21 protein-coding genes are annotated in these 23,646 nt (G+C 48.1%); 7 read left to right on the forward strand and 14 right to left on the reverse strand.

The window, feature by feature from the left end; genetic code table 11:
* Position 1 precedes the first annotated feature (1 nt).
* From ureE to HRR27_RS02800, 5 genes are all read left to right on the forward strand, one after another.
* Entirely contained in the window at positions 2-496 is a 495-nt protein-coding gene (gene ureE / locus HRR27_RS02780; protein ID WP_173270607.1) for an urease accessory protein UreE, read from the forward strand.
* A gap of 1 nt (position 497) precedes the next feature.
* Positions 498-1,178: an urease accessory protein UreF gene (locus tag HRR27_RS02785; protein WP_173270610.1), complete on the forward strand. Its 681-nt coding sequence runs from the start codon at positions 498-500 to the stop codon at positions 1,176-1,178.
* A 21-nt stretch (positions 1,179-1,199) separates the two neighbouring features.
* The gene (gene ureG / locus HRR27_RS02790; protein ID WP_173270613.1) at positions 1,200-1,802 is read left to right on the forward strand and encodes an urease accessory protein UreG; all 603 of its coding nucleotides are present in this window, start codon (positions 1,200-1,202) and stop codon (positions 1,800-1,802) included.
* On the forward strand, positions 1,802-2,464 hold the full coding sequence (locus HRR27_RS02795) for a hypothetical protein (RefSeq protein WP_173270617.1): 663 nt from the start codon (positions 1,802-1,804) through the stop codon (positions 2,462-2,464). Before ureG ends, HRR27_RS02795 begins: the two co-directional genes overlap by 1 nt.
* A gap of 293 nt (positions 2,465-2,757) precedes the next feature.
* Positions 2,758-3,531: a hypothetical protein gene (locus HRR27_RS02800; protein ID WP_173270620.1), complete on the forward strand. Its 774-nt coding sequence runs from the start codon at positions 2,758-2,760 to the stop codon at positions 3,529-3,531.
* Positions 3,532-3,574: 43 nt separating this feature from the next.
* Here the strand turns inward: HRR27_RS02800 and urtE are convergent, their stop codons facing one another.
* From urtE to HRR27_RS02840, 8 genes are all read right to left on the reverse strand, one after another.
* Positions 3,575-4,267: an urea ABC transporter ATP-binding subunit UrtE gene (gene urtE / locus HRR27_RS02805; RefSeq protein WP_173270624.1), complete on the reverse strand. Its 693-nt coding sequence runs from the start codon at positions 4,265-4,267 to the stop codon at positions 3,575-3,577.
* Between the two features lie 3 nt (positions 4,268-4,270).
* Positions 4,271-5,062 carry an urea ABC transporter ATP-binding protein UrtD gene (gene urtD, locus HRR27_RS02810; RefSeq protein WP_173270628.1) on the reverse strand — a complete coding sequence of 264 codons (792 nt, stop codon included), beginning with the start codon at positions 5,060-5,062 and terminating at the stop codon, positions 4,271-4,273.
* Complete coding sequence (gene urtC, locus HRR27_RS02815; protein ID WP_243830868.1) at positions 5,052-6,215, reverse strand: urea ABC transporter permease subunit UrtC; 1,164 nt, start codon at positions 6,213-6,215, stop codon at positions 5,052-5,054. The genes urtD and urtC overlap by 11 nt, the downstream gene beginning before the upstream one ends.
* Before the next feature lie 3 nt (positions 6,216-6,218).
* Entirely contained in the window at positions 6,219-7,847 is a 1,629-nt protein-coding gene (urtB, locus tag HRR27_RS02820; RefSeq protein ID WP_197905428.1) for an urea ABC transporter permease subunit UrtB, read from the reverse strand.
* A gap of 54 nt (positions 7,848-7,901) precedes the next feature.
* Positions 7,902-9,182, reverse strand: a complete 1,281-nt coding sequence (gene urtA / locus HRR27_RS02825; protein ID WP_341829827.1) for an urea ABC transporter substrate-binding protein — start codon at positions 9,180-9,182, stop codon at positions 7,902-7,904.
* Positions 9,183-9,505: 323 nt separating this feature from the next.
* Entirely contained in the window at positions 9,506-11,773 is a 2,268-nt protein-coding gene (gene nrdA, locus HRR27_RS02830) for a class 1a ribonucleoside-diphosphate reductase subunit alpha (protein ID WP_173270636.1), read from the reverse strand.
* Positions 11,774-12,210: 437 nt separating this feature from the next.
* The gene (locus tag HRR27_RS02835; protein ID WP_173270640.1) at positions 12,211-13,272 is read right to left on the reverse strand and encodes a CobW family GTP-binding protein; all 1,062 of its coding nucleotides are present in this window, start codon (positions 13,270-13,272) and stop codon (positions 12,211-12,213) included.
* A 56-nt stretch (positions 13,273-13,328) separates the two neighbouring features.
* The gene (locus HRR27_RS02840) at positions 13,329-13,532 is read right to left on the reverse strand and encodes a YgaP family membrane protein (RefSeq protein ID WP_173270643.1); all 204 of its coding nucleotides are present in this window, start codon (positions 13,530-13,532) and stop codon (positions 13,329-13,331) included.
* Between the two features lie 218 nt (positions 13,533-13,750).
* On the opposite strand from HRR27_RS02840, the gene HRR27_RS02845 reads away from it, so the two are divergent.
* Both HRR27_RS02845 and HRR27_RS02850 read left to right on the forward strand, forming a co-directional pair.
* Positions 13,751-14,185, forward strand: coding sequence for a winged helix-turn-helix domain-containing protein (locus tag HRR27_RS02845; RefSeq protein WP_173270646.1), 435 nt, complete (start codon positions 13,751-13,753; stop codon positions 14,183-14,185).
* A 343-nt stretch (positions 14,186-14,528) separates the two neighbouring features.
* Positions 14,529-15,230, forward strand: a complete 702-nt coding sequence (locus HRR27_RS02850) for a TorF family putative porin (protein ID WP_173270649.1) — start codon at positions 14,529-14,531, stop codon at positions 15,228-15,230.
* Between the two features lie 93 nt (positions 15,231-15,323).
* Here HRR27_RS02850 and HRR27_RS02855 read toward each other — a convergent pair whose 3' ends face one another.
* From HRR27_RS02855 to HRR27_RS02880, 6 genes are all read right to left on the reverse strand, one after another.
* Positions 15,324-16,817, reverse strand: coding sequence for a dynamin family protein (locus tag HRR27_RS02855; RefSeq protein ID WP_173270653.1), 1,494 nt, complete (start codon positions 16,815-16,817; stop codon positions 15,324-15,326).
* The gene (locus tag HRR27_RS02860; RefSeq protein WP_173270656.1) at positions 16,818-17,480 is read right to left on the reverse strand and encodes a DUF948 domain-containing protein; all 663 of its coding nucleotides are present in this window, start codon (positions 17,478-17,480) and stop codon (positions 16,818-16,820) included.
* A gap of 37 nt (positions 17,481-17,517) precedes the next feature.
* A complete protein-coding gene (locus HRR27_RS02865; RefSeq protein WP_173270659.1) occupies positions 17,518-18,384 on the reverse strand; it encodes a hypothetical protein in 867 nt (288 codons plus the stop codon).
* Between the two features lie 136 nt (positions 18,385-18,520).
* Positions 18,521-19,087, reverse strand: coding sequence for a hypothetical protein (locus HRR27_RS12905; RefSeq protein WP_173269047.1), 567 nt, complete (start codon positions 19,085-19,087; stop codon positions 18,521-18,523).
* Between the two features lie 95 nt (positions 19,088-19,182).
* On the reverse strand, positions 19,183-20,031 hold the full coding sequence (locus HRR27_RS02875) for a hypothetical protein (RefSeq protein WP_173269049.1): 849 nt from the start codon (positions 20,029-20,031) through the stop codon (positions 19,183-19,185).
* Positions 20,021-23,557 carry an efflux RND transporter permease subunit gene (locus HRR27_RS02880; RefSeq protein WP_173270662.1) on the reverse strand — a complete coding sequence of 1,179 codons (3,537 nt, stop codon included), beginning with the start codon at positions 23,555-23,557 and terminating at the stop codon, positions 20,021-20,023. Before HRR27_RS02880 ends, HRR27_RS02875 begins: the two co-directional genes overlap by 11 nt.
* Between the last annotated feature and the right edge of the window lie 89 nt (positions 23,558-23,646).

The following is a 23,646-nucleotide window of genomic DNA, read 5'->3' on the forward strand; positions in this document are numbered from 1 at the left end:
TGTGAAAGCGTTTTATCAGGTCAATCAAACACCAGAAAATGCCGAAGATTTGGGTTTTGTCACCCTGACATTTGCTCAGCGTGAGCGCAGTCGGTTGCATGTGGAATTGGATATCGGTGAGGAAGCAGGGCTGTTTTTGCCGCGCGGTACCGTGCTCAAAGAGGGTGATGTTTTAAGTAACGAAGCGGGCTATAAAGTCACCGTTAAAGCCGCTGCCGAAAGGGTTTCCACCATCACCGCAGCGGATACGCATTTGCTCTTGCGCATCGCTTATCATTTGGGTAATCGCCATGTGCCACTGCAAGTGGAGCCAACTTGGTTGCGCTATGGTCACGACCATGTTTTGGACGATATGGTGCGCCAGTTGGGCGGTACGGTCATCGCCGAACAAGCGTCGTTTCAGCCGGAAACCGGCGCTTACGGCGGCGGGCATCACCACCACGATAATCGCTTAGCGCCGCTGCACAATCTCCGATTTGCAGACGAATCTGCTTAGTATGTCGTCGGCCTTTGCACAGCAACAGAAATTGTTGCGACTCTTGCAGTTGAATAGCCCGAGTCTGCCGATCGGCACCTATGCCTATTCGCAGGGCTTGGAAGCGGCGGTGGCGCAAGGTTTGGTGGCCGATGCGCAGCAAGCGCAACACTGGCTGCAAACCCTGTTGCGGCATACGCTGGTGCCCAACGATTTGGCCTTGCTGGTGCGCGCCTATCACGCTTGGCAAACCGAGGATTTTGCGGCGATTACAGACCTAATCGCCCACAGCCGTGCGCTGCGCGAAACCGCAGAACTTCTGCAAGAAGACACGCATTTAGCGCAGGCGTTAATTCGCCTTGCCGCGCCGCTCGAAATTCCTTTACCGGATAACTTTGCGCGTAAAAACTCCCTACCGATCGTTTATGCGCGTTTTGCCCAGCACTGGCAAATTTCGCTAGAAGATAGCCTTACCGCTTTTGCGTGGGGGTGGATGGAAAATCAGATTGCTGCGCTCTTGAAGCTTTGCTCGCTCGGGCAGACGCAAGCGCAGCAGTTGATGTTGCGGATGGATCAGCCGATTTTGGACGCGGTGCAACGGGCGATCGACTTGCCGGATGATCTGGTTGGCATGAGCCTGCCGAATTTTGCGATTTTAAGCGCGCAACATGAACAGCAATATTCGCGGCTGTTCCGTTCATAAAAATAACAAAGGAAGAGACAAATGAAACAAGCATTACGTTTAGGGATTGGCGGTCCGGTCGGTTCCGGCAAAACCGCTTTGGCGGAAATGATTTGCAAGGCGATGCGCGACCGATACAGCATCGCGGTGGTGACCAATGACATTTACACCAAAGAAGACCAACAGATTTTGATTCGCGCCGGTGCCTTGGAGGAGGCGCGCATAATCGGCGTGGAAACCGGCGGTTGCCCGCATACCGCCATCCGCGAGGACGCGTCGATGAACCTCACCGCGATTGAAGAGTTGCAGGAGACATTCCGCGATTTGGACATGGTGATTATCGAATCCGGCGGCGACAATTTGAGTGCCACTTTTAGCCCGGAATTATCGGATTTGACGCTGTATGTGATTGATGTTGCCGCCGGCGACAAGCTGCCGCGCAAAGGCGGGCCGGGGATTACCCATTCCGATCTGCTGATTATCAATAAGACCGATTTAGCGCCTTATGTCGGGGCGGATTTGAGTGTGATGGACCGCGATACCAAGCTTCAACGCGGCGATAAGCCCTATGTATTCACTAATCTGAAAACACAAGAGGGGATGGAGCAAGTCGTCGAGTTTATCGTTAAAAAAGGGATGCTGTGATGTTGGAAGCCGGATTCGTCATCGTCTTTTTTTATGGCATGTTGCACGCCTTCGGGCCGGATCACCTCACCGCAATTGCCGATTTCTCGATTGGCCGTGAACGCGCTCGTGTGTTTAAGGTGGCGCTCGGTTTTGCCATCGGGCATGGCGTGAGTTTGTATCTGTTTGCGCTCTTATTGCAGCAATTCAATCTCTCTGAGGCGCTACTGGCTTGGGGCGATATCGCTGCTGTTTCTCTTTTGATAGTGATGGGTGCTTATCTGTTGTATTTGGTTGCGGCGGATCGTATTCATGTTGGTCAGCACGCGCATAATGGGCATGAACATATTCATGTTTGGTACGGAAAGTCTCACGAGCACGCTCGTCAATCGGGAGCGACAACCAAAAAAGGTTGGATCGCAGCGGCTACTTTGGGTGTGTTAATGGGGATCGGTGGTGCGCGCGGCATGCTGGTCTCGCTGGCGGCGCTTTCCGAGCAAGCGGTCACGCCAATGATGATTGTCAGTTTTACTTTAGGTGTGGCGATTATTTTTGTGGTCTTCGGTTTTGCTTTAATGCTAGTCAATAAACGGCTGATGCAATCGCAAAAATTGCTTAGAGGCGGCTATGCCGTTATGGGGGCAACTTCGATGGGCGTGGGCAGCTTCTTGTTACTTTCTTAAGTTGCCATTGATAATCGAATATTCAATGCTGTTAAAAATTCAGTCGTTCCTTACTTGTTCATTTAGTCCACTCTGGGCGATGGCGACAATGCCTCCGCCCTGAAAAATCACCCTGTAAAAAATAGTAACGCAGATAAATTTGCATTCAAGCAGTTTATTTTTGCATCGGTCGGCGCATTTTTATGCTATAAAAACACTAATATAGAATTTGCTAATCAAGCAGATCACACAAATATAATTTATATAGATTTATACGAATATACGAAGTCACTACTACAATGAGGAGAGGGTTTATGGAAGAACCGTCACTACCCTGCGAAGACGACTATGCACTCCTAGAGCCGTCAGCAATCGTTTGGTGCGCTTATCGCAGCGCCTTAATCAGCACGCTTTTAATGGCCGGCGATACCGACCGCTATCCCATGCCATTGCATCAGCGTTTTGCTTGGTTCGGGGCGCTTTGTCTGAGCGGGACTAACCCCCAGCAGAATTTCAACGGCATTCCGAATTTGCGAACCGCTTCACGCTGCGCTGAGTTTGCCGCGCGCACAGTTCAATCCACTGTCTTAGCCCAAGCGGTGACGGCCGTTGCAAACACCGTCGAACGTGCGGCCTCGGAAAGAGCGGCGATGCGCGCCTTTTCCCGCGCCGATGTTCGCGCCCACGCCCAAGCCGCGGTTTATGCGCTGCATGCACTGGTCGATGCCGGTGAGACGGCCTGTCCGCAATTGAATAAATCCTTGCGCCAGCAACTCGCCAATGATTTTGTTCTGGCGCAGCAATACGGCGCTTTGGTTTGGGAAAAAGCATCGGCGGTTTGCGAATGGGATATGCTTGGCGAGGTACTTTCCGAGCAGGCGCAGCAGCTGGCTTTGCAACTGCAAGCGCAAGGACTGGATTTCTTGGCAGTGGATATTTTCCGTTTAGTCAACGGGGTGGCTTTAAGCAAGGCTCGTTTGGAAAACTACGCCTCGGTCTTTAAGCTGAAAGTAGGGTTGCGCAATGATGCACAAATGCTTAGAGAGCGTTTCGGTATTGAAGGCAAAGGGGTGTTGCGCATCGCCTAAGTGAAAACGGCGGCCTCTAAATGCCGCCTCGATTTGAAAGGCACTAAACCGATAGATATTGTTCGACCACTTCGTCGGTGAGTTGGTCGATGGTATTTTCGGCGACCACGCGACCGCGCTCCATAATCACAAATTGGTCGGCGAATTTGCGCGAGAAGGGCAGCTTTTGCTCGACCAATAAAATGGTGAAGTTTTCTTCCTTGGCGAGTTTTTGAATCACTTCGCCGATCATCTGCACGATGTTCGGTTGAATGCCTTCGCCGGGTTCGTCAAGAATCAGCATCGACGGGTTGGTACACAGCGCGCGGCCAATGGCCAGTTGCTGTTGCTGTCCACCGGATAAATCTCCGCCTTTGCGATGCAACATCTCTTTGAGTACCGGAAACAGTTCATAGATGCGTTGCGGAACTTCTTTAACCTTGTCTTTGCGCGCCAGTAGGCCGATTTTCAGGTTTTCCTCGACCGTCAGTTGCGAAAAGATTTCGCGTCCTTGCGGCACATAGCCGATACCGATTTCGGCGCGCTTTTCCGGGGCAATACCAATCAGTTCTTTGCCTTGATATTTGATCGAGCCGGAAGACGGCAGCAGGCCCATAATGCTTTTCATCAGCGTGGTTTTGCCCACGCCGTTGCGCCCCATGACACAGGTGATTTTGCCGGGTTCAGCGTTTAGGTTCATGTCCCAAAGCGTATGGCTTTCGCCGTAAAATTGGTTCAGGTTGGCAATTTCAATCATCAGTTATTCTCCAAGATACACGCGGCGGACATCTTCGTTGGCTTGAATCGCGTCCATATTGTTTTCCGCCAGCACAGAGCCTTCGTGCAGCACCGTGACTTTACGCGCAATCGAGCGCACAAACTCCATATCGTGTTCCACCACTACTACCGAGTGATGATGCTCGTCGGCGAGCGAGTTGAGCAGTGCGGCGGTTTTGTCAATTTCTTGCGGCGTCATGCCGGCAACCGGCTCATCGACCAGCAGCAGTTTCGGGTTTTGCATCAGCAGCATGCCGATTTCCAGCCACTGTTTCTGACCGTGCGACAAGGCGCCGGCAGGGTAATTCGGTTGTTCTTTCAAGCCGATTAGTTCGATGGTTTGCTCTAATTTGTCTTTTTGTGCGCCACTCATTTTGGCGAACAGGGTGGCGAAAACGCCTTTGTCCGCTTCCATTGCCAGTTCCAGGTTTTCCCAAACCGTGTGGTTCGGAAAGACCGTCGGCTTTTGGAATTTGCGCCCGATGCCGATTTTGGCAATGGCCGGTTCGTCCATTTTTAACAGGTCGATATCGTTGCCGAAAATGACCGTGCCTTCATCAGGTTTGGTTTTGCCGGTAATCACATCCATCATGGTCGATTTACCGGCACCATTGGCACCGATAATGCAGCGCAGTTCGCCGGCGTTCACCGTTAAGCTGAGGTTGTTGAGTGCTTTAAAACCGTCAAAGCTTTTGCTGATGTTGTTCACATAGAGCAAAGTGTCGCCCAGTTTGACGTTTTCTAGGCCATGTTGCGGTTCGCGTCTAAGCTGCATTGACCTTCTCCTTCGTGAATTTTTTAACCCATTTTTGCGTCTTGAGTTGTTGTTGTATGCCGGAAATCCCCTTTGGCAGGAAGAGGGTGACCAGCACAAACAGCGCACCGAGCGCATAAAGCCAAGCTTCCGGGAAAGCGCCAGTGAAATAGGTTTTACTGAAACTGACCAACACCGCGCCGAGAATTGCGCCATACAGAGTACCGCGCCCGCCGATAGCAACCCAGATAATCAACTCGATGGAGAACAGTGGCGAAAACACCGCCGGGTTGATAATCCCGACTTGCGGCACATATAAAGCTCCGGCAACGCCGGCCATCATCGCGGCCACCACAAACACAAACAGTTTGAAGTGTTCGACTCGATAGCCGATGAAACGCACGCGCGATTCTGCATCGCGAACCGCCATGACCACGCGGCCGAGTTTGGAGGTGATGATCGCGCGTGAAATCAAATAGCCGACAATCAGTGCGAAGACCGTGATTAAAAACAGGCCGACGCGGGTGCTGTCGGACTGTAAATCAAAGCCGAGCACGTCTTTGAAGTCGGTCAGGCCGTTGTTGCCGCCAAAGCCCATGTCGTTGCGGAAAAATGCCAGCATTAAGGCAAAGGTGAGGGCTTGGGTGATAATCGACAGATACACTCCGGTGACCCGAGAGCGGAAAGTCAGCCAGCCGAACACAAACGCCAAGAGCCCGGGAATGAACATCACCATTAGCATGGCGAAGAAGAAGTTATCGAAGCCGTACCAGAACCATGGCAGTTCTTGATAGTTTAGAAACACCATGAAATCGGGCAGAACCGGATCGCCGTAAACACCGCGATCGCCGATTTCGCGCATCAGATGCATGCCCATCGCATAGCCGCCGAGGGCAAAGAAAGCCCCGTGGCCGAGGCTGAGAATGCCGAGATAGCCCCAGACTAAATCCAACGACAGCGCCAGCAGTGCGAAGGCGAAGTATTTGCCGAGCAAAGTGACACCGTAAGCGGAGATGTGAAACAACGATTCCGGCGGAATCACTAAGTTGGCGATGCTGACCCAAATAGCGGTCAGAATCAGTAAGCTGATGGTTATTTTGCCACCGCGGTCATGTTCCAGCAGTTTGACCAGTACTGGGGTACGTTTTTGTGTTGCAGTCATTGTCGCACTCATCCATTAATCCTCCGCATCTCGGCCTTTTTTCGGAAAGAGGCCGCGTGGTTTTTTCTGAATAAACAGAATAATCAGTACCAAGATAATCACCTTGGCGAGAACCGCACCTTGCCACGGCTCGATGAATTTATTCAGCTCGCCCAGTGCGAAAGCGGCGATGAAGGTGCCCCAAAGGTTGCCGACGCCGCCGAAAACCACCACCATGAAGGAGTCGATAATATAGGCTTGCCCAAGGTTCGGGCCGACGTTGGTCAGTTGCGACAGCGCGACACCGGCGATGCCTGCCAGTCCTGAACCGAGGCCGAAGGTAATCATGTCGATGCGGTCGGTGTTAATGCCCATGGCTTTGGCCATTTGGCGGTTTTGCGTGACCGCGCGCACCTGTAAACCCAGCGAGGTGTATTTCATGATGTATAGCACGGCCAAGAAAATAATTACCGAGAAAATGACGATATACAGACGGCTGTAGGTGATGGAAAGCGCGTCGTTGATTTGCAGCGAGCCGGCAAGAAACTCCGGCGTGATGACTTCTTTATTAAGCGGCGAGAAAATCGTGCGCGCTAACTGTTGCAGAATCAGGCTGATACCAAAAGTGGCCAGCAGGGTTTCCAGCGGTCGGCCGTACAGATGGCGAATGACCAGTCTTTCAATCAAGATGCCGACCAGTGCGGCGGTCAGGAATGCCATGGGAATAGCAATCCAAATGGACAGCGCGATAAATCCGGGCATGATTTGTTGCATCACAAAAGCGGTATAGGCACCAATCATAATCATCTCACCGTGCGCCATATTAATCACGCCCATGACTCCGAAAGTAATCGCGAGACCGATTGCCACAAGTAATAGTACCGAGCCCATGCTTAAACCAAAAAAGAACGTTTCCACATGGCTCCATAGGTCACGATGAAATTCGATGGTTTTGATCGCCTTATCGGCGGCGTTAGCCAGTTCAATGTCTTGGGTAAATTCGCCCTGTGAATTTTTCGCACGTAAGGGCAGTAAAGCTTGTATCGCTTCGTTGCTTAGAGCGTCGGAGAGCTCTGTAATTGCACTTAGGCGTTCTTCTTTACTCTGTTTGTCGTCACTGACTTTTAGGATTAACAGCGTCTCTTGTAGAATGTTCTGGATGGTTTCATTGGTTTCGCTTTGTAAGGCGTTTTCAATCAGAAGTCGTTCATTTTCCGAGGCATTGCTGCGGATATTTTGCGCGGCGAGCAAGCGTTTTTCCGGATTGGCATCGGTCAGTTGCAGCTTAGAGATGGCGGCGCGGAGCATTTGCCGAATTTTGTTTTTGCTGCGCACCTTTTTAATGAGTGCAGCGTCTATAGGGTTGAGTGCATCAGCGGTATAAGCATCTAATGCCGAATAAGGCGATTGATTGCTGGTTAATATAATCAGTTGTTTCGTGCTTTGTACATAGTAAAGATTGTCGTTTAAGTAGGCGCTAAAAATTGCCTCTAATCGTGGGTGGTTTTGGTCGCTTAGTCCGGTGATAACGCGTTCGTTGGTACTAAGTTTTGCATTGGTGAGTTGTTGCAACTCCGAACGAAGTTGTTCGTCGTTAATACTTTGCGCCCAAGTTGTCTGGGTGAGCAGCATCAAGAAGCTCAAGGTGAGTAGTCGTATAAGCATAGGTCGTATCCACAAAAAAGCCCAGTGCGATCACTGGGCTTGGATTAAACGAGATTAGAAGTTTTGACCAGAGCATTTTGCGGTTTTAACATTGTAGTTACCGCACTCTAGTGGCGCACGCCAATCAGAAATTAAGTCTTTTGAATCCGGTAAGAAATCTGACCACGCATCGCCGACCACTAAGCCCGGCGTTGACGAGACCACTTCAAACTGACCGTTTTCTTGGATTTCACCAATCAATACCGGTTTGGTAATGTGGTGGTTTGGCATCATTGAGGAATAGCCGCCTGTTAAGTTGGGGACTGAAATACCAATCATCGCATCGACCACGGCGTCTGGTTTATCTGTTCCTGCTTTCTCAACTGCTTTTACCCACATATTAAAGCCGATATAGGTGGCTTCCATCGGGTCATTGGTGACGCGTTTATCGTTTTTAGCGAATTTTTTCCAGCTTTCGATAAATTCACTGTTCGCATCGGCTTCCACGCTTTGGAAGTAGTTCCAAGCGGCTAAGTGACCGACTAGAGGTTTCGTGTCTAAGCCAGATAGCTCTTCTTCACCCACCGAGAAAGCGACGACAGGAATGTCTTCTGAAGAAAGTCCTTGGTTCCCCAATTCTTTATAAAAAGGAATGTTGGCATCCCCGTTAATGGTTGAGACCACGGCTGTTTTCTTGCCGGTTGAACCAAATGATTTAATTTCTGAAACGATAGATTGCCAGTCTGAATGCCCGAAAGGGGTGTAGTTAATCATAATGTCTTTTTCCGCAACGCCTTTGGACATCAGATAAGCTTTGAGGATTTTGTTGGTGGTACGCGGATAAACATAGTCTGTTCCGGCCAGTACCCAGCGTTTTGCGCCAACCTCGTTCATTAAATAATCCACTGCTGGAATGGCTTGTTGGTTTGGCGCAGCACCGGTATAGAATACATATTTAGAGGACTCTTCCCCTTCGTACTGTACTGGATAGAACAGCGGCGTTTTGAGTTCTTCCAAGACCGGTAATACCGACTTACGTGAAACCGATGTCCAACAACCGAAAATGGTAGAGACCTTGTCGTTTTCAATTAAGCCGCGCGCTTTCTCAGCAAATAGCGGCCAATCAGAGGCTGGATCAACCACAACGGCTTCGAGTTTTTTACCCAATACACCGCCTTTTTTGTTTTGCTCTTCGATCAGCATTAAAACGGTATCTTTAAGCGTCGTTTCAGAAATCGCCATGGTGCCTGAAAGGGAGTGCAGTACGCCAACTTTAATCGTATCTGCGGCCTGTGCAAATCCAGCGGTGATTAGCCCGAGGGTGAGTGCGCCAATTTTAAAATTCTTGTGAAGCATCGACATTTTGGAAAGTCTCCTAAGATAGTGCAAGATTAAAAACCGTAACGACTACTTAAAGCTTTAGTTGTGCCTAATGTTGGATAAGTGTTTTAAATCAATTGGTTAATTGTAATTAAAGGGGTGTTTTACTGTAATTTAGAATTTTTTTGGTTTTAATTGGTGCTTAAATGTTTATATGTGGTGCGATTTTAAAGGTGTTGTTATACAGTGATGAACAGGCATGACGGATAACAAAAAGCCCCCAAAGAATTAATTCTTTGGGGGCTTTTTTCGTATCGCTATAAGGGATCAATAATTGTTGAATGTTTAAGACGTCACAATCACAGTTTACAAGCTCCGCCAGCGCAGCCGTCGTCTTCGTGGTTATCATCGGCACCATCACGAGTGTTGTGGTAGTACAGCGTTTTTAAGCCCATTTTATAAGCATACAGCAGGTCCTGCAGAATCAGTTTGACCGGTACTTTATCTTCATCAAATTTGGCTGGGTCATAGTTGGTGTTGGCGGAAATCGCTTGGTCAACAAACTTTTGCATGATGCCCACTAACTGCAAGTAGCCCTGATTATTTGGAATCGTCCACAGCAGTTCATAGTTTTGGCGATGTTCTTTAAAGCCGGGTACAACTTGTTTTAGGATGCCATCTTTTGAGGCTTTTACTGAGACAAAGCCACGCGGTGGTTCGATACCGTTGGTCGAGTTGGTTATTTGCGAAGACGTTTCGCAAGGCATCAACGCGGTCAGGGTCGAGTTACGCAGGCCGTGCTCTTTGATGTCGGCACGCAGGCTTTCCCAATCCAGGTGCAAAGGTTCATTACAAACGCTATCAAGCTCTTTTTTATAGGTGTCGATCGGCAAAATACCTTGCGAGTAGGTGGTCTCATTATAATATTCGCAGGTACCCAGTTCTGCGGCTAGTTTGTTCGACGCTTTCAGTAGGTAGTACTGGATGGCTTCAAATGCGCGGTGCACCAATCCGTTTGCAGAACCGTCCGAATATTTGGTGCCGTTTTTCGCGAGGTAATAGGCTAGGTTGGTGACGCCGACACCCAGAGTGCGGCGTCCCATGCTGGCGCGGTGTGCTGCAGGAACGGGATAATCTTGGTAATCCAGCAAGCTGTCGAGTGCGCGAACAATCAAATCCGAGAGTTTTTCCAATTCGTCAAGATTTTCCAATGCACCTAAGTTGAATGCCGAAAGTGTACAGAGTGCGATTTCACCATCTGGATCTTCGACTGAGTTCAATGGTTTGGTTGGTAAGGCGATTTCTAGGCACAAATTCGATTGATGAACCGGTGCTACTTTGGCATCAAACGGGCTATGCGTATTGCAGTGGTCGACGTTTTGAATGTAAATACGCCCAGTTTGCGCGCGTTCTTGAGCAACTTGGGTAAACAAGTCAATCGCTTTAACCTGCTTTTTACGAATGCTCGAGTCGGCTTCGTAGAGGCTGTACAGACGTTCAAATTCGGCTTGGTCTGCAAAGAAAGCGTCATACAGTCCTGGAACGTCCGATGGACTGAATAGGGTAATAAGACCGCCTTGCAACATACGTTGATACATCAACTTGTTGATTTGGACACCGTAATCAAGATGACGTGCACGGTTTTCTTCAACCCCTCGGTTGTTTTTCAAGACGACGAGAGATTCAACCTCTAAATGCCAAATAGGGTAGAACAGCGTGGCCGCACCGCCGCGCACGCCGCCTTGTGAGCAAGATTTAACCGCTGTTTGGAAGTGTTTGATAAACGGGATCATTCCAGTGTGATACGCCTCGCCACCACGGATTTCTGAACCCAGTGCGCGGATGCGACCAACATTGACGCCGATACCGGCACGTTGCGAAACGTATTTCACAATCGACGATGAGGTTGCGTTTATTGAGTCCAGTGAGTCGCCACATTCGATTAACACACAAGAGCTAAATTGACGAGTTGGCGTGCGCACCCCAGACATAATAGGGGTGGGGAGCGATAGCTTAAATAACGATGCCGCATCATAAAAATCTTTAACATATTGCATTCGTGTGGCTGGCGGATAGTGAGCAAACAAGCACATCGGAATGAGCATATAAATAAACTGCGGACTTTCGTAAATCTGCTTGGTCACACGGTTTTGTACTAAATATTTGCCTTCCAGTTGTTTGACTGCCGCGTAGCTAAAGGTTAAATCGCGATCGTGGTCCATGTAGTCATTTAATTCAGACAGCTCGTCCTTGCTGTAGTCCTGAATGATTTGACGGTCATAAACGCCACGTTCGGTCATCGCTTCGATATGGTTTTGCAGGTGCGGCGGTTCAAACTGACCAAACGCTTTTTTACGCAGGTGAAAAATCGCTAAACGTGCGGCCAGATGTTGATAATCTGGGCTTGTTTCCGAAATCAGATCCGCAGCCGATTTAATGATGGTTTCATGAATATCGGCGGTTTTGATGCCGGTATAGAACTGGATGTGCGAACGCAGTTCCACCTCGGAAACCGAAACATTTTCCAAGCCGCTGGCGGCCCAGTTAATCACACGATGGATTTTCTCAAGGTCGATTGGCTCGGTAGTGCCGTTGCGTTTGGTGACAAGTATATTTGGCTGGCTCATGGACGGATCTTTTAACCTGTGTATAAATTTCGCTGCGTAAAATTTATGCGATTGACGGATTTAATTGGTATTTCATAGGCTTAGCGATTACTTAGGTAATGCTGTGTTAAATAAATGGCCTATATTGCCTGTGTGCTTCTTGCTAAAGCCTACTATATGTAGTTGCCTATTGGCAATGCTGCACAGAATATAGTGGAAAATGGCCTTTGCCGCAAGTGTTAAGAGTCTGGGGATAATTCACAATTTTTTATCCACACACCTGTGGACAGTGTTGCTAAGCCCTGAATATATCGGCCTTTTTGCGGCGAATAAATCTGTGGATAACTTTGTGAATAGTGCATAGAAAAAAAGAAAATTTTTTTTATTTACTTTAAAAAAAAACTAGTGTAATTACGCCATTTTTTTGTTGAAAAAAACTTGCCTATTCTTGAGACCAGCTAGGCAGGGACTTGCAGACAATTCAGTAATTTCTGATATATTTCAATCGCTTGTTGACTTGGGTCCTCTTGCGTTACGGGGGTGAACAGAAACTCGACGCGTGAGTCGTTCCGATAGGCGATGATTTCACGACTCAGTTGTTGGTTACGCCATTGAAAGAGCATCCAAGGTTTACCGACTCGAAAGACGCCTTTCATGCGTAATAGAAGGGTGCCGTGTGCTGGTTGTTGTAAGCTTTCAAACAGCATTTGCAGGGCGCGCCAATCGAAAACGGCTTGTTCACAAAAACGCCAGCCAATGCTAAGCGTTTCTGCAGACGTTTGGAGTTGGAAGTCTTGTAGCATTGGATGCGGTTCAAAAGAGAGTGATTGTGTTTGAGTTTGGATGAAGTGCTGGCTCTGTGCGGTTAAACCGAATTTTGGTTGAACGCTGGGAGAAAATACCCACGCTTGAGTTGGTCGGCTGGCACTCTGCAGCGCCGCCAAAGGCAGTTGCGCTTGCTGGGTAAACAGCAATTGGTGTTTGGGTGGATAGAGTTGCGCGCCGAGTTGTTCCAGCAGAGCAAGTTGTGTTGTTGAGCAAAGATCGGTTTTATTGAACACTAAAATATCGGCCATATTGGCCAAATTTTGCCAGCTTAACTGTGTGTGCCACCGCGAGGCGTCAACTTCATCTGCGGCTAAGACGCAGATAATGTTATCCAGTTGTACTGGGTTGTGTAGATTGAGTTGGCGAATCATATCGACGAGAGAATCGACTTCGCTTAGGCCGGTTGGTTCAATCAAAATACGTTGATAACGATTGCTATCAATCAGTTGTTGCAGTTGGTTTTGTAGTTCACCGAGTGCGCTACAGCAGATGCAGCCGCCCGGAATTTGTTGGATGTCCACAGCGCCTTTGGCTTGTAAAATCGCTTGGTCTATGCCAATGGCACCAAATTCGTTGACAATCACTGCCCAGTTTTCCGTGGCGGGTTTTTGGCTAAAAAGGTGTGACAGTAATGTGGTTTTTCCAGCGCCTAAGGTGCCGCAGACAAGGGTAATATGAGGAGAGTTTTGCATGAGCGCTTTTCGTTGTGGAGAGCCGCTAATGGTATGACATTAGCGGCTTGAATCGATTATTTTTCGTATTTGATGTGCGCGTGTACTGGGCAGGTTTGCACGCCAAGTAGCGTGTAAAGCGGACACCATTTGACCAGTCCGGTGAACAACGGAATTGCACCGATGTAACCCCAAACGCCAATGATGTCGAAGTAGGCCAAAGCAATCAAAGCTGCGCCTAAAACAATACGAATACTGCGATCTAATAAACCAACGTTCATGTGTTTTCCTTTATTGAATCGTGCGCTGCCGAAGTAACGCTGCGAATTTTCACATATTTGCATTTTTTGCCGTAAATTATCGACAAAGGTGGCTATATCCTCCTAAGTCCGTAAAAGATTGTCAATCTTTTCGGTAATTGTTGATAAGATTTGTACGCTTTGGCACTTATTTTGTGTCTTCTTGGATGTTTGTATTGGATTAAAGGTTAGGGAATCGCATGACGCTTTTGGCTGATAAAACTGCTGCGCTGGGCGCCAGTCAAGCCGCTGAATTGGCTGAGCAGGATAAAATTCCAGGCGGAGCTTATTCGGATTGGTTGCACGCACGTTTGTGGATTAAAGGTAAGAACCGGAGTTTTATCGGCATTGGACGCGTCGAATTATTGGAGAATATCGCTCGTTACGGTTCGATGAATCAAGCGGCCAAAGAGATGGGAATGTCTTATAAAAAAGCTTGGAAGTTGGTGGATGAGCTCAATGAGATTTACGAGCAACCGTTGGTTGCAAAAGCGCAAGGTGGTAAGTCCGGCGGTGGCAGTGTCTTAACGCCGAAAGGTGAGGCATTGGTTGCGTTATTTCGGCAACTAGAGCAAGGGTTGTCGGATCATTTACAGCAAGCCAGTCAGCAGATTGAGGCATTTAATCAGCAATAATTTTTTCTGAAATTTGGTGCAAGCTTTGCACCAAAGTCTGTAAAATCCGCTAGTTTTCTTCTAGCCATTTCTTTAGGTAGACACAGAACAAGTCTAAATGGCTTTAGGCATTGAAGCGTTTAGCTGAGCAAGGCGGCTGTTTCCAGTCATGCCTAGACCTGACAAAAACAGGTGATCTTGCGCTGAAGTCAATCGGGATCTATTCTGTGTTTCCTTAGAATCGCTGCGTTTTTAGTTTTACAAATTCTTAACCTTTTGATTTTAAATAGCCTTGCGACAGACGGTTTGTCTCGTGTTTAGATATGCTGCGCAACTATTTAAGCCGGTAACTTTGGAGACCTTTATGAAATTTACGCTTAATTCTTTTGCGCTGGCCCTTGCGGTTGGTACCTCGACTGTTTGTGCTAGCTCGGTTGCTCAGGCAGATGCTGGCATGAGTGCCACAATTGGTGCGGTCAGTAACTATGTTTTCCGTGGTGTTGAGCAGAGCGATGGCGCTTATCCAGCGTTGCAAGGCAGTCTTGATTATCAAAACAGCAATGGGGTTTACGCAGGTATTTGGGCGAGTAATGTCGATTCTAGCGAGCAAGAGTACGATCTTTACGTTGGTTGGGGCGGTAAGCTGCAAGCTTTTGATTTTGATGTGGCTTACACCAATTACAACTATGTTGATGGCATTGGCAGTAAAAATCGCCGTTTTAATGCGTTTCAAGAAGTGAATTTTGCGGTTGGTTATGATATTGCAACCTTTGATGTTGATTTTGGTTTAGATCGTACCGCGGCAGATAATCAGAACTATAACCATATGTCATTGACGGTCGATTTAGATCAATACCTAAGTGGTATCGCTTTGACTTACGGTTTGAGCAGATACGAAGATCAGTCCTTCTCGGATAGCGTGGGGTATTTTGATATCGGTTATGCGCGTACTTTGGCATACGGTTTGGATTTGACCGCAAATGCGGTGATTGGTCAGAATAATGCGGGTGCTAAAGATAAGAATTATTTGTTGATTGGCATCAGCAAAACCTTTGATTTAATGTAAGGTTTGGTCTCAATTTTTTTGACCTCTTAATTTAGGTTTTTAACCGGCGTTCCCGCCGGTTTTTTTTGCCTGATAAAAAACCAAAGCAGCGAATTATTTTGCGCTAAGAGGGGTGTCGGCTGGGAGTGTGTCCGAATTTTTTTCAAATGTCGGTTCCGTGCTTCTTGAAGGTACTTTATCGTTGCCTGAAGGGTTGGTGTACTGGTCATTGAGTTTTTGGATGGCGCTTTTTGATGCGCTGCTAATTTTATTTAGTAGTTTACGAGAGCCGTAATTCCAACCACGCGGTGCCGTGTGAAACATACCACGCCAAAAACGGGTGCTATGCGCTAAACCATTTGCGATTTTAACCAATCCTTGCTTGTGTAAACTTTTTTGTTGCCACTGCGCAAGTTTGTAGCGCACGCTGTGATGCACAGCAAATACCGATAAGAACAGTGCCACAGCAACCGAACTGCCAAGCAAGCTTGAGGTCTGCATGGCAGCCACAATTGGCCATTCACTGATTGGCTGCTCAAAGGCACCAAACGTGGAGAGACTAAAGCTAATGAGTGCCGCCAAGCTGCTAAAGACAAGAGCGTCGGTTAGCAGTACGCGTGAACGCCATTTTTGCAGTTCTTGCTGAATGCGTGGAATTTGCTGTTGTTCGATATCGTTGGCGATGTTTTCCAGCGCGCGTGCAATTCGATAGCTGCGTTCAACGCTGACTTTGTCCATACGATGAATAATTTTAGCCAAGTCGTTATCGCGTTTGCGCTGAAAGCGTTCGCTGATTGCTTGGCTGGAAAACGCATTGGCGGCGGCTTCGTTGTAGATGGCGTAAAAGTTTCCGCCAATCAGCCCCTCGGATGAGAGGGCGCGTTGCCATGAACCAATAATTTCTTCAAGATTGTCTTCTTTCGCCGCAGTGTCGATTTGGTTAAGGATATACAGTACTTTGTCAGAATCGTGGCGTTTGCGGGTTGAGGCGACCAAGTGTTGAAGGGTGTCACGCATTGCCCCTGGTTCAGGGTGGCGAGCGTCAAAAAACACTAACACTAAATCAGACAGGTCGATAATGTGATTGGTTAGGCGCAGGGTGGCATCTCGTTGCGAATCGGCATCAAACCCCGGTGAGTCAATTAATATTTTGCCGCGTAAATGCTCAGCTTTAGTGGTTTTGAGTTGTAGATAGCTGTCGATGCGACTGCCTTCACCGAGTTCCACCTTATCGATTTGTTGGCTCATGCCGTAAAACGGAAAGCGCGGATCAGAATCCAGTGCCAGCCCTGGGAGGGTGGTGACGTCATCTTCGTTGCCATGACAAATTACCGTGAATTTATCGTCCACTGCTTGATTGCCTGTGGCCTGCATGGTTTTGCCAATGTACTGATTAATGAAACTGGATTTTCCGGCAGAGAAAGTTCCCAAAACTGAGATCAGCGGCCACCAAGAAATCTGTTCGGCATAGGACTGATTTTTGTTGAGCAGGCCGGTACGTCGTCCAACTTTATCCAAATCTTTGTAGCTTTGGATAATGTTCAGTAATACCGGATTTTCGCGGCTAAGCAGCTGTTCAAGTTTTTGGTAACGCTCTTTGGGAGTCATTTATTGGCTTTCCTGTGCTGACGATTGTGGCTGGGCGCCGGGAACTTGTGGTGCGGGTGCATAGTAGTTTGGCGTGGGTCTTTGATTATTTTGCATAAAAGACCATGGCATCATCGAGTTAAACGTGCCCATCGGAACCGAGATGTTGCGATTGAGTTCACCTAAATTACCACTCATGCGGGTCGCGGCATGATTTAGGCTGTAAACCGATTGATTCATCTGTGTCATGCTTTGGTTTACTTGGTGCATATTATCGCTCATTGTGAGTATGTGTTGGTTTAGCTCTTGTATCGAGCTGGTGATCTGTGCGATGTTTTTGTCTAAGTTGGGAACCGCACGGATGTTTTGATTCATTTTATCCATATGAATGTTGATTGCACCCATCTGATGATCAATTTGATTCATTTTTTGGTCAAGTGTTTTGGTGATATCCACAACGGCACCGGTCATTGCGGTCATGTTTTGAGTAATTTGATTCATGTCTCGAGTGACGTTGTAAATCAGGTAGAAACCGTAAATAGCCAAAACGATGAATGCGACCATCATCGGATAAATGACTTTTTCCCAACGGCGAATGCCGTAAGTCATGGTCTGTGCCAATTTATCTAAATTTTTTGCTTGTTGGATCTGTAGATCAGCCAGTTGTTCGGAGTTGGTGTTCATAGCGAAGCCTTAAATATTATTTTTTAGTGTTGTTTTTTTATTGTTGTGGTGTGTTCGGGGTGTAAGGCACACCATAGTATTGTCCATTATTCTGCATTTCCGGCTTTTGGCTGGGGTAGGCAGGATAAGTTGGTTGCATCGCTCGTGGCGTAGCGGAATATTGTGGGTGTTGCTGAATAATCATGCGATAGGCTTGTGGCGCAAGCTTGCGTAACTGTGCGCTGAGCTGCTGCGCTTCTTGTGGGCGCTGTTCGTACAATAGAAAGTTGAATGCCTCAACCCATGCATATTCTGCCATTTCGTGATATCCCAGACGGTATAGTTGATTAGCGATTTCACCGAGTAGATTGGCATTAGGTTGTATTTGCAATAACTGCGTATAGCGGTTTTGTGCGGTTTGCAGGTCGTTTTGTTCCACGGCGATCCGCGCTTGTTGTAACAGCAGTTGGATTTGTTGTTGCAACTCAGCCGGTGTTAGCTGTTTTGGCAAAATTTCAGCGGTTTGCGCAGTGCTGTTTGCAGGAGATGAATCGCTTTCTAAAATTTGTTCCATCTCAACATCGCCGGGAAAGATCGGGGCTTCGGCAATGGAGGGTTCGATTAAAGGGGAGGCTTCTTCTGCAATCGGCGGAGTGGCGTTTTCGTTCTGTAGGTTGTCGTTTGCTGCAGTGGTTTGCGCAACGGAATTTACGTCGGGTTTGAGCTCGCTATCAGGAGTCGCAGCGCTTTGCTGAGACGCTAAATTGCTTGGCGCGACACGGATTTCGGCTGGGAGAGTCGGTGCTGAGTTTTCTATGGTCTGCGTGCTGGTTGGCGGAGTGTTATAGAAAATATAGAGTGCAACAAACAGCAACAATAGTGCTATCCAGAAGCTGTTATTAAGTAAGACGCGAATGAGTGGCATAGTCTCTCCTTGAGGTGTTAGTGCCGGACAAACCCCTTTCCGCAAGCGACTGGAGCAATCGGTTGGGGAAAGTAGAACGCATAAAAAAAGAGATAAGCCAAGGAATTTGACTTATCTCTGCTTTTAAATGACCGGATTACGGCTTCGCTTCAACCTGAGGTTGCGCAGCTGGTGCTGCAGCTGGAGCAGCTTGTGGTGCCATGTGGGGGGCAGGCATTGGCTGCATTTGCATTTGTGGCATAGTCATTTGCGGCATTGGCATTGGCTGCATTTGCATTGGTTGTGGTGGGTAGTAGTAAGGCATGCCACCGTATGGTGCGCCCCACATTGGTTGACCATAACCGTAGCCATAACCGTTTCCGTAACCATTGCCATAACCGTTGTAATTTTGGTTGCCGTTATAGTTTTGGTTGCCTTGGCCACGACCATCAGCTTGACCTTGCATATCAGATTCAGCATTAAAACCAAAGTTGAAAGAACCTTTTGCTTTACCTTGGCCTTCACTTTTTGCCTGACCTTCACCTTGTCCTTGACCCTGACCTTGTTGAGCGCCTTGCGCTTGACCTTGTCCTTGACCCTGGCCTTGGCTTTGTTGTACGCCTTGTCCTTGGTTGTTGCCCCAAGGTCCGCCCCAGTTTGCTTGTGCAGAACCTAAAGCGAAAGCAGATGCAGCGGTAGCTAATGCGATTGTTGTTAATTTCATTGTTTCATTCTCCTAAAAAAGTACTCTAAATATTTGCACTTGATGCGTGAGTACAAACGCGCCAAGTCGTTAAAATGGTTGTTAATTTTATGTGCTTACCAGCCCATGCCCGGCATTCCCATACCAGGCATTCCTGGCATGCCGCCCATACCTGGCATTCCCATGGTTGGCATGCTGAATGATGGACTTGGCATGTCGAAGTTAGGCATCGACATATCGTTCATATTTGGCATCCAGTTATTCCATGGCGTATTGTTATTACGATTCGTGTTATTTCCCCAGGGAGCATTATTCCAAGGGCCATTGTTCATGCTAGGCATTTTCCAGTGCCCCATGTCCATATTGCCCCAGTTGCCGAATGGCACAACATTGCCGTTTGGCCAACCGTTATTCCAAGCTTGATTTGGCTGGTTATAGCCTGGTCCATAGGGCGCATAACCATAAGGTGCGTAGCCTGCTGGCGGCATTTGTTGCGGAGCCGGTTGTGGGTAGTATTGCGCTTGAGGCGCATAACCATATGGTTGTGGGAATGCTTGCGGTGCAGCCATATTGTTTGGGTAGCTGTAAGCCGGAGGCATTACTGGTGGCGCAGCTTGAACCTGTGGCTGCGGCGCGTAGCTCGGTGCTACGTTCTGTTGCACAGGTTGAATATGGGTCTGCGGAAACGGATAGCTTGGCGCATTATTTGCCGGCATGTAGTAACCGTTGTTTGGTGGATAATTAGCAACTCGAGTTTGCATAACCGGCATTGCTGGACGTTGGACGTTTTGGACCGCAACGGTCTGAGCAGGTTGGGTTTTCGCGTCAATCCACTGCGGCGATTGAATCGTCGATTGGTAGGCGCTTTCTGGCTGTGGCCAGAAGTTTTGTGCTTGCGCGCTACCCGAAATGACGCTACCGCAAATCAGGCTGCTAATCGTTAATTTAAGTAAGTTAGATTTCATCGCTTTCTTCCTTTAGGTGGGTTTTAGCGGCTTGTTTAGCTCTAAGCGATTGGCGATTAGAGCCGTGTTGCAAACCTGCATGGTCTGATAAAGGGTCGCTCGTTTTATCAGGTGAATCTATGGTGTTTTGTTCGCTGACTGGCATTGTCATTTCTTGCGCGGCTTGTGCCGAATCGGATAAGCGTTGTTCACGATCTTGTGCATGAGCCAGTGCTTCTGGGTGCGGATCGCTGCTTTGCACGATGCTTTCAGGGGTGTTGTCCTCGGTTTTTTCGACCGGAGCAACCGGTGCAAGCGGCGCTTCAGGCATCGCGGTTACGACTTGGTAGCTTTTGAAAGCGGCGCTCGCGCTGACGCAACCCAGCGGAATAACCACTAGCGTAAGCACCGTGGCAACCACGACACCAAACATCAACGAAATTGCCATCCCTTGGAAAATTGGATCGAACAGAATAACGCTTGATCCTAATACCAGAGCGGCAGCGGTGATGATGATTGGACGGGTACGCGCTTTACAGGCTTGAATAACCGCTTCAGTGATTGGATGCCCGTGTGTAATTTCTTGGCGGGTAAAGTCCACCAGTAGAATGGAGTTGCGCACGATAATCCCTGCCAAGGCGATAAAGCCGATCATCGATGTTGCGGTAAATTCCGCGCCCATAATCCAATGCCCAGGAATGATGCCGATTAGGGTTAACGGGATTGGAGCCATTACAATTAATGGGATTAAGAAGTTTTTAAATTCCCAAACCACCAGCATATAGATAATTAACAGCGCAACCCCAAAGGCTAAGCCCATATCGCGGAAAGTTTCATAGGTGACTGTCCATTCACCTGCCCACATAAAGCCAGGTTCAGAAACCCCTTCAGGACGGTTAATGAAATTGCCTTTTAAACCGTTTAGTGATTCGCTGTTGTCGATAATCGCTTGGGCCTCTAGCATTCCGTAAATTGGTGCGCCTAAGCGTCCAATGCCGTTAGCGGTGACGTACTCAACCGGTTTCAAATCTTTGTGGTAAATCACCCCTTGTTCATTTTCAAGAACAAATCGACCCAGTTCAGAAAGCGGCACCTTATTGCCGTTCTCGGCAACCACTGGAATGCTTCCAAGGCGTGCAAATTCGACACGCACATCTAACGGAACTTCAAGTGTGATGTAAGTCGGTTCACGGACAAAACCTTGTTTGACGTCGCCTAGTCGGTAGCCACCCATGGCCATTTGTAAGGTTTGGTTGATATTGGCCACACTGATGCCGCTTTCTAAGGCTTTCTGCTTGTCGATGACAAAGCGCCAAGACTGATGCGGACTGGAGATAAAGTTATCAACATCACTCAAGTTGTCTGCGCTGTTGAACACATCGGTTAAGGCTTGCGCGGTCGCTTGACGAGTTGCTTTATCCGGGCCATACACTTCACCGACCACAGCTTGCAGTACTGGTGGGCCTGGAGGCATTTCAACGATTTGGATGGTCGCAGGGGTTTGCGCCACAATTGGTCGTAGTTGTTCACGAATCAATTCGGCGATTTCATGGCTTGAACGGTTGCGTTGATCTAAACCAACCAAATGCAGTTGGATGTCTGATTCCCAAGGGTTTTGACGCAAGTAGTAGTGGCGCACTAATCCGTTAAAGTCATAAGGCGCGGCTGTGCCAACATAGCTTTCCATCGTTTTGACTTCTGGAATGGTTTGCAATGACTTAACCAATTCATGAGTTAAGTTTGCCGTGACCGGCAGGGCAGTGCCTTCTGGGAAGTTAATTACCACGCTCATGTCAGGTTTGTTGTCGAATGGTAATAGTTTGACTGGCACTAAGGTTTCATAAATCAAGAAGATCGAGATACCAAAAGCGGCAATAATGGCAACCAAAAAGCCCCAGCCTTTCACTTTACCAATTAACAGACTGTTTAAAATCCAGCGGAAAAAGCGTTCAAATTTGGCACTTTGTTGATGTTCTTTTTCTTCCGCTTTGTGCAGGTATTTCATGCTTGGTTTAATGCGCATCGCCAGCCAAGGGGTGAATGCGAAAGCGGCAAACAGTGAAATAAACATAGCCACTGAGCCAAGTGCTGGAATGGGTGCCATATATGGCCCCATCATGCCGCTTACAAAGGCCATTGGCATCAGTGCTGCAATTACGGCTAGGGTAGCGATAATCGTCGGGTTGCCCACTTCTGCAACCGCTTCAACCGACGTTGAGGTTTCTGTATTGTTGGCGATAAGCCAACGACGATAGATGTTTTCCAGCACCACCACCGCATCGTCCACCAAGATCCCAATTGAGAAGATCAAGGCAAATAGACTGACTCGGTCAATGGTGAAGCCTAAAATCCATGCCATAAAGACGGTTGTTAGAATGACTGAAGGAATCACTATCGCGACAACCGTTCCTGCACGCCATCCAAGGAACATCCACACTAACAGGGTGACGGCACCCGTAGCGATAAATAATTTGAAGATTAGGTTGTTCACTTTATCGTTGGCGGACTGACCGTAATTACGGCTGATGCTGACGTCCACTTCCGGAGGAATAATCACCCCTTTCAGCGACTCCATTTTCTCAATCGCTTCATTGGCAACACTGACACCATTGGTACCTGGTTTTTTGGCTAAAGCGATGGTGATGGCATTGCGACCGTCAATAGCAGGACGTTCCCCTTGGTAACCTTGACCGGTGTAGTAGTTCACTTGACGAGTAACATCGGCGTTGGTTTCTACAATGCTGGCGATGTCGCGCACATAGACAGGGGCGCCGTCCTGAATCCCGACAATTAAGTTGCCGATGTCTTCGACATTGGTTAAGAAATCACCGGTGTAGACCGTGAAGACCTGTTGGTTGGCTTCAATATTACCGGTTTCGATTTCACTGTTAGCGGCATGAATTGCTTGCCCGATTTGGGTTAAGGAGATGTTATAGCCGGCCAGTTTCTCTGGCAGAACTTGAATTTTGATTTCGTTTGATTCCCCGCCGATAACATAGCCTTGCGATGCTCCGTCAATGGCACCCAGTGATTGCAGAGCATCTAGCCCAAGCAGACGCAATTGTCCGGAGTCCAGAGTGTCGGATGATAAGGTAAAGCTGATCATTGGGACATCATCAGCGCCTTTGGGTTTGATTACTGGGCGATTGACGCCTGGTGGAACCACATCGGCATTGGACGACATTTTGTTGTACAGATTGACCAGTGCTTTTTCCATGTTTTCACCGACTTCATACTGAACGGTGATTAAACTCTGACCGCGCATAGAGGCCGAATAAACGTGTTTGACGCCATCAATTTCTTTAAGCAAACGCTCTAAAGGCTCTGAAACCAAAGCTTCAACCTGTTTCGCAGAAGCCCCTTGGTACTGCACGATAATATCGGCCATAGGCACGGAAATTTGGGGGTCTTCTTGGCGTGGCGTGAAAATCACACCAAAGATACCAATCAAAAAGCTGGCAATCAGAAACAGTGGCGTGATTGGCGAGTTGATATAGTTGCGCGCGATATTGCCAGCAATGTCGTGACTTTGTTCGGTGTTCGCCATGGAGTGTTTTCCTTTAAAATTTGCCGCTTATTACGCTATTGGGTACGGCAAACATCATTATCGTAAGTGTTAGGTTCTCAGTTCGATGC

The sequence above is a fragment of the Thiosulfatimonas sediminis genome, from assembly GCF_011398355.1.
Classification (GTDB): Bacteria; Pseudomonadota; Gammaproteobacteria; order Thiomicrospirales; family Thiomicrospiraceae; genus Thiomicrorhabdus; species Thiomicrorhabdus sediminis_A.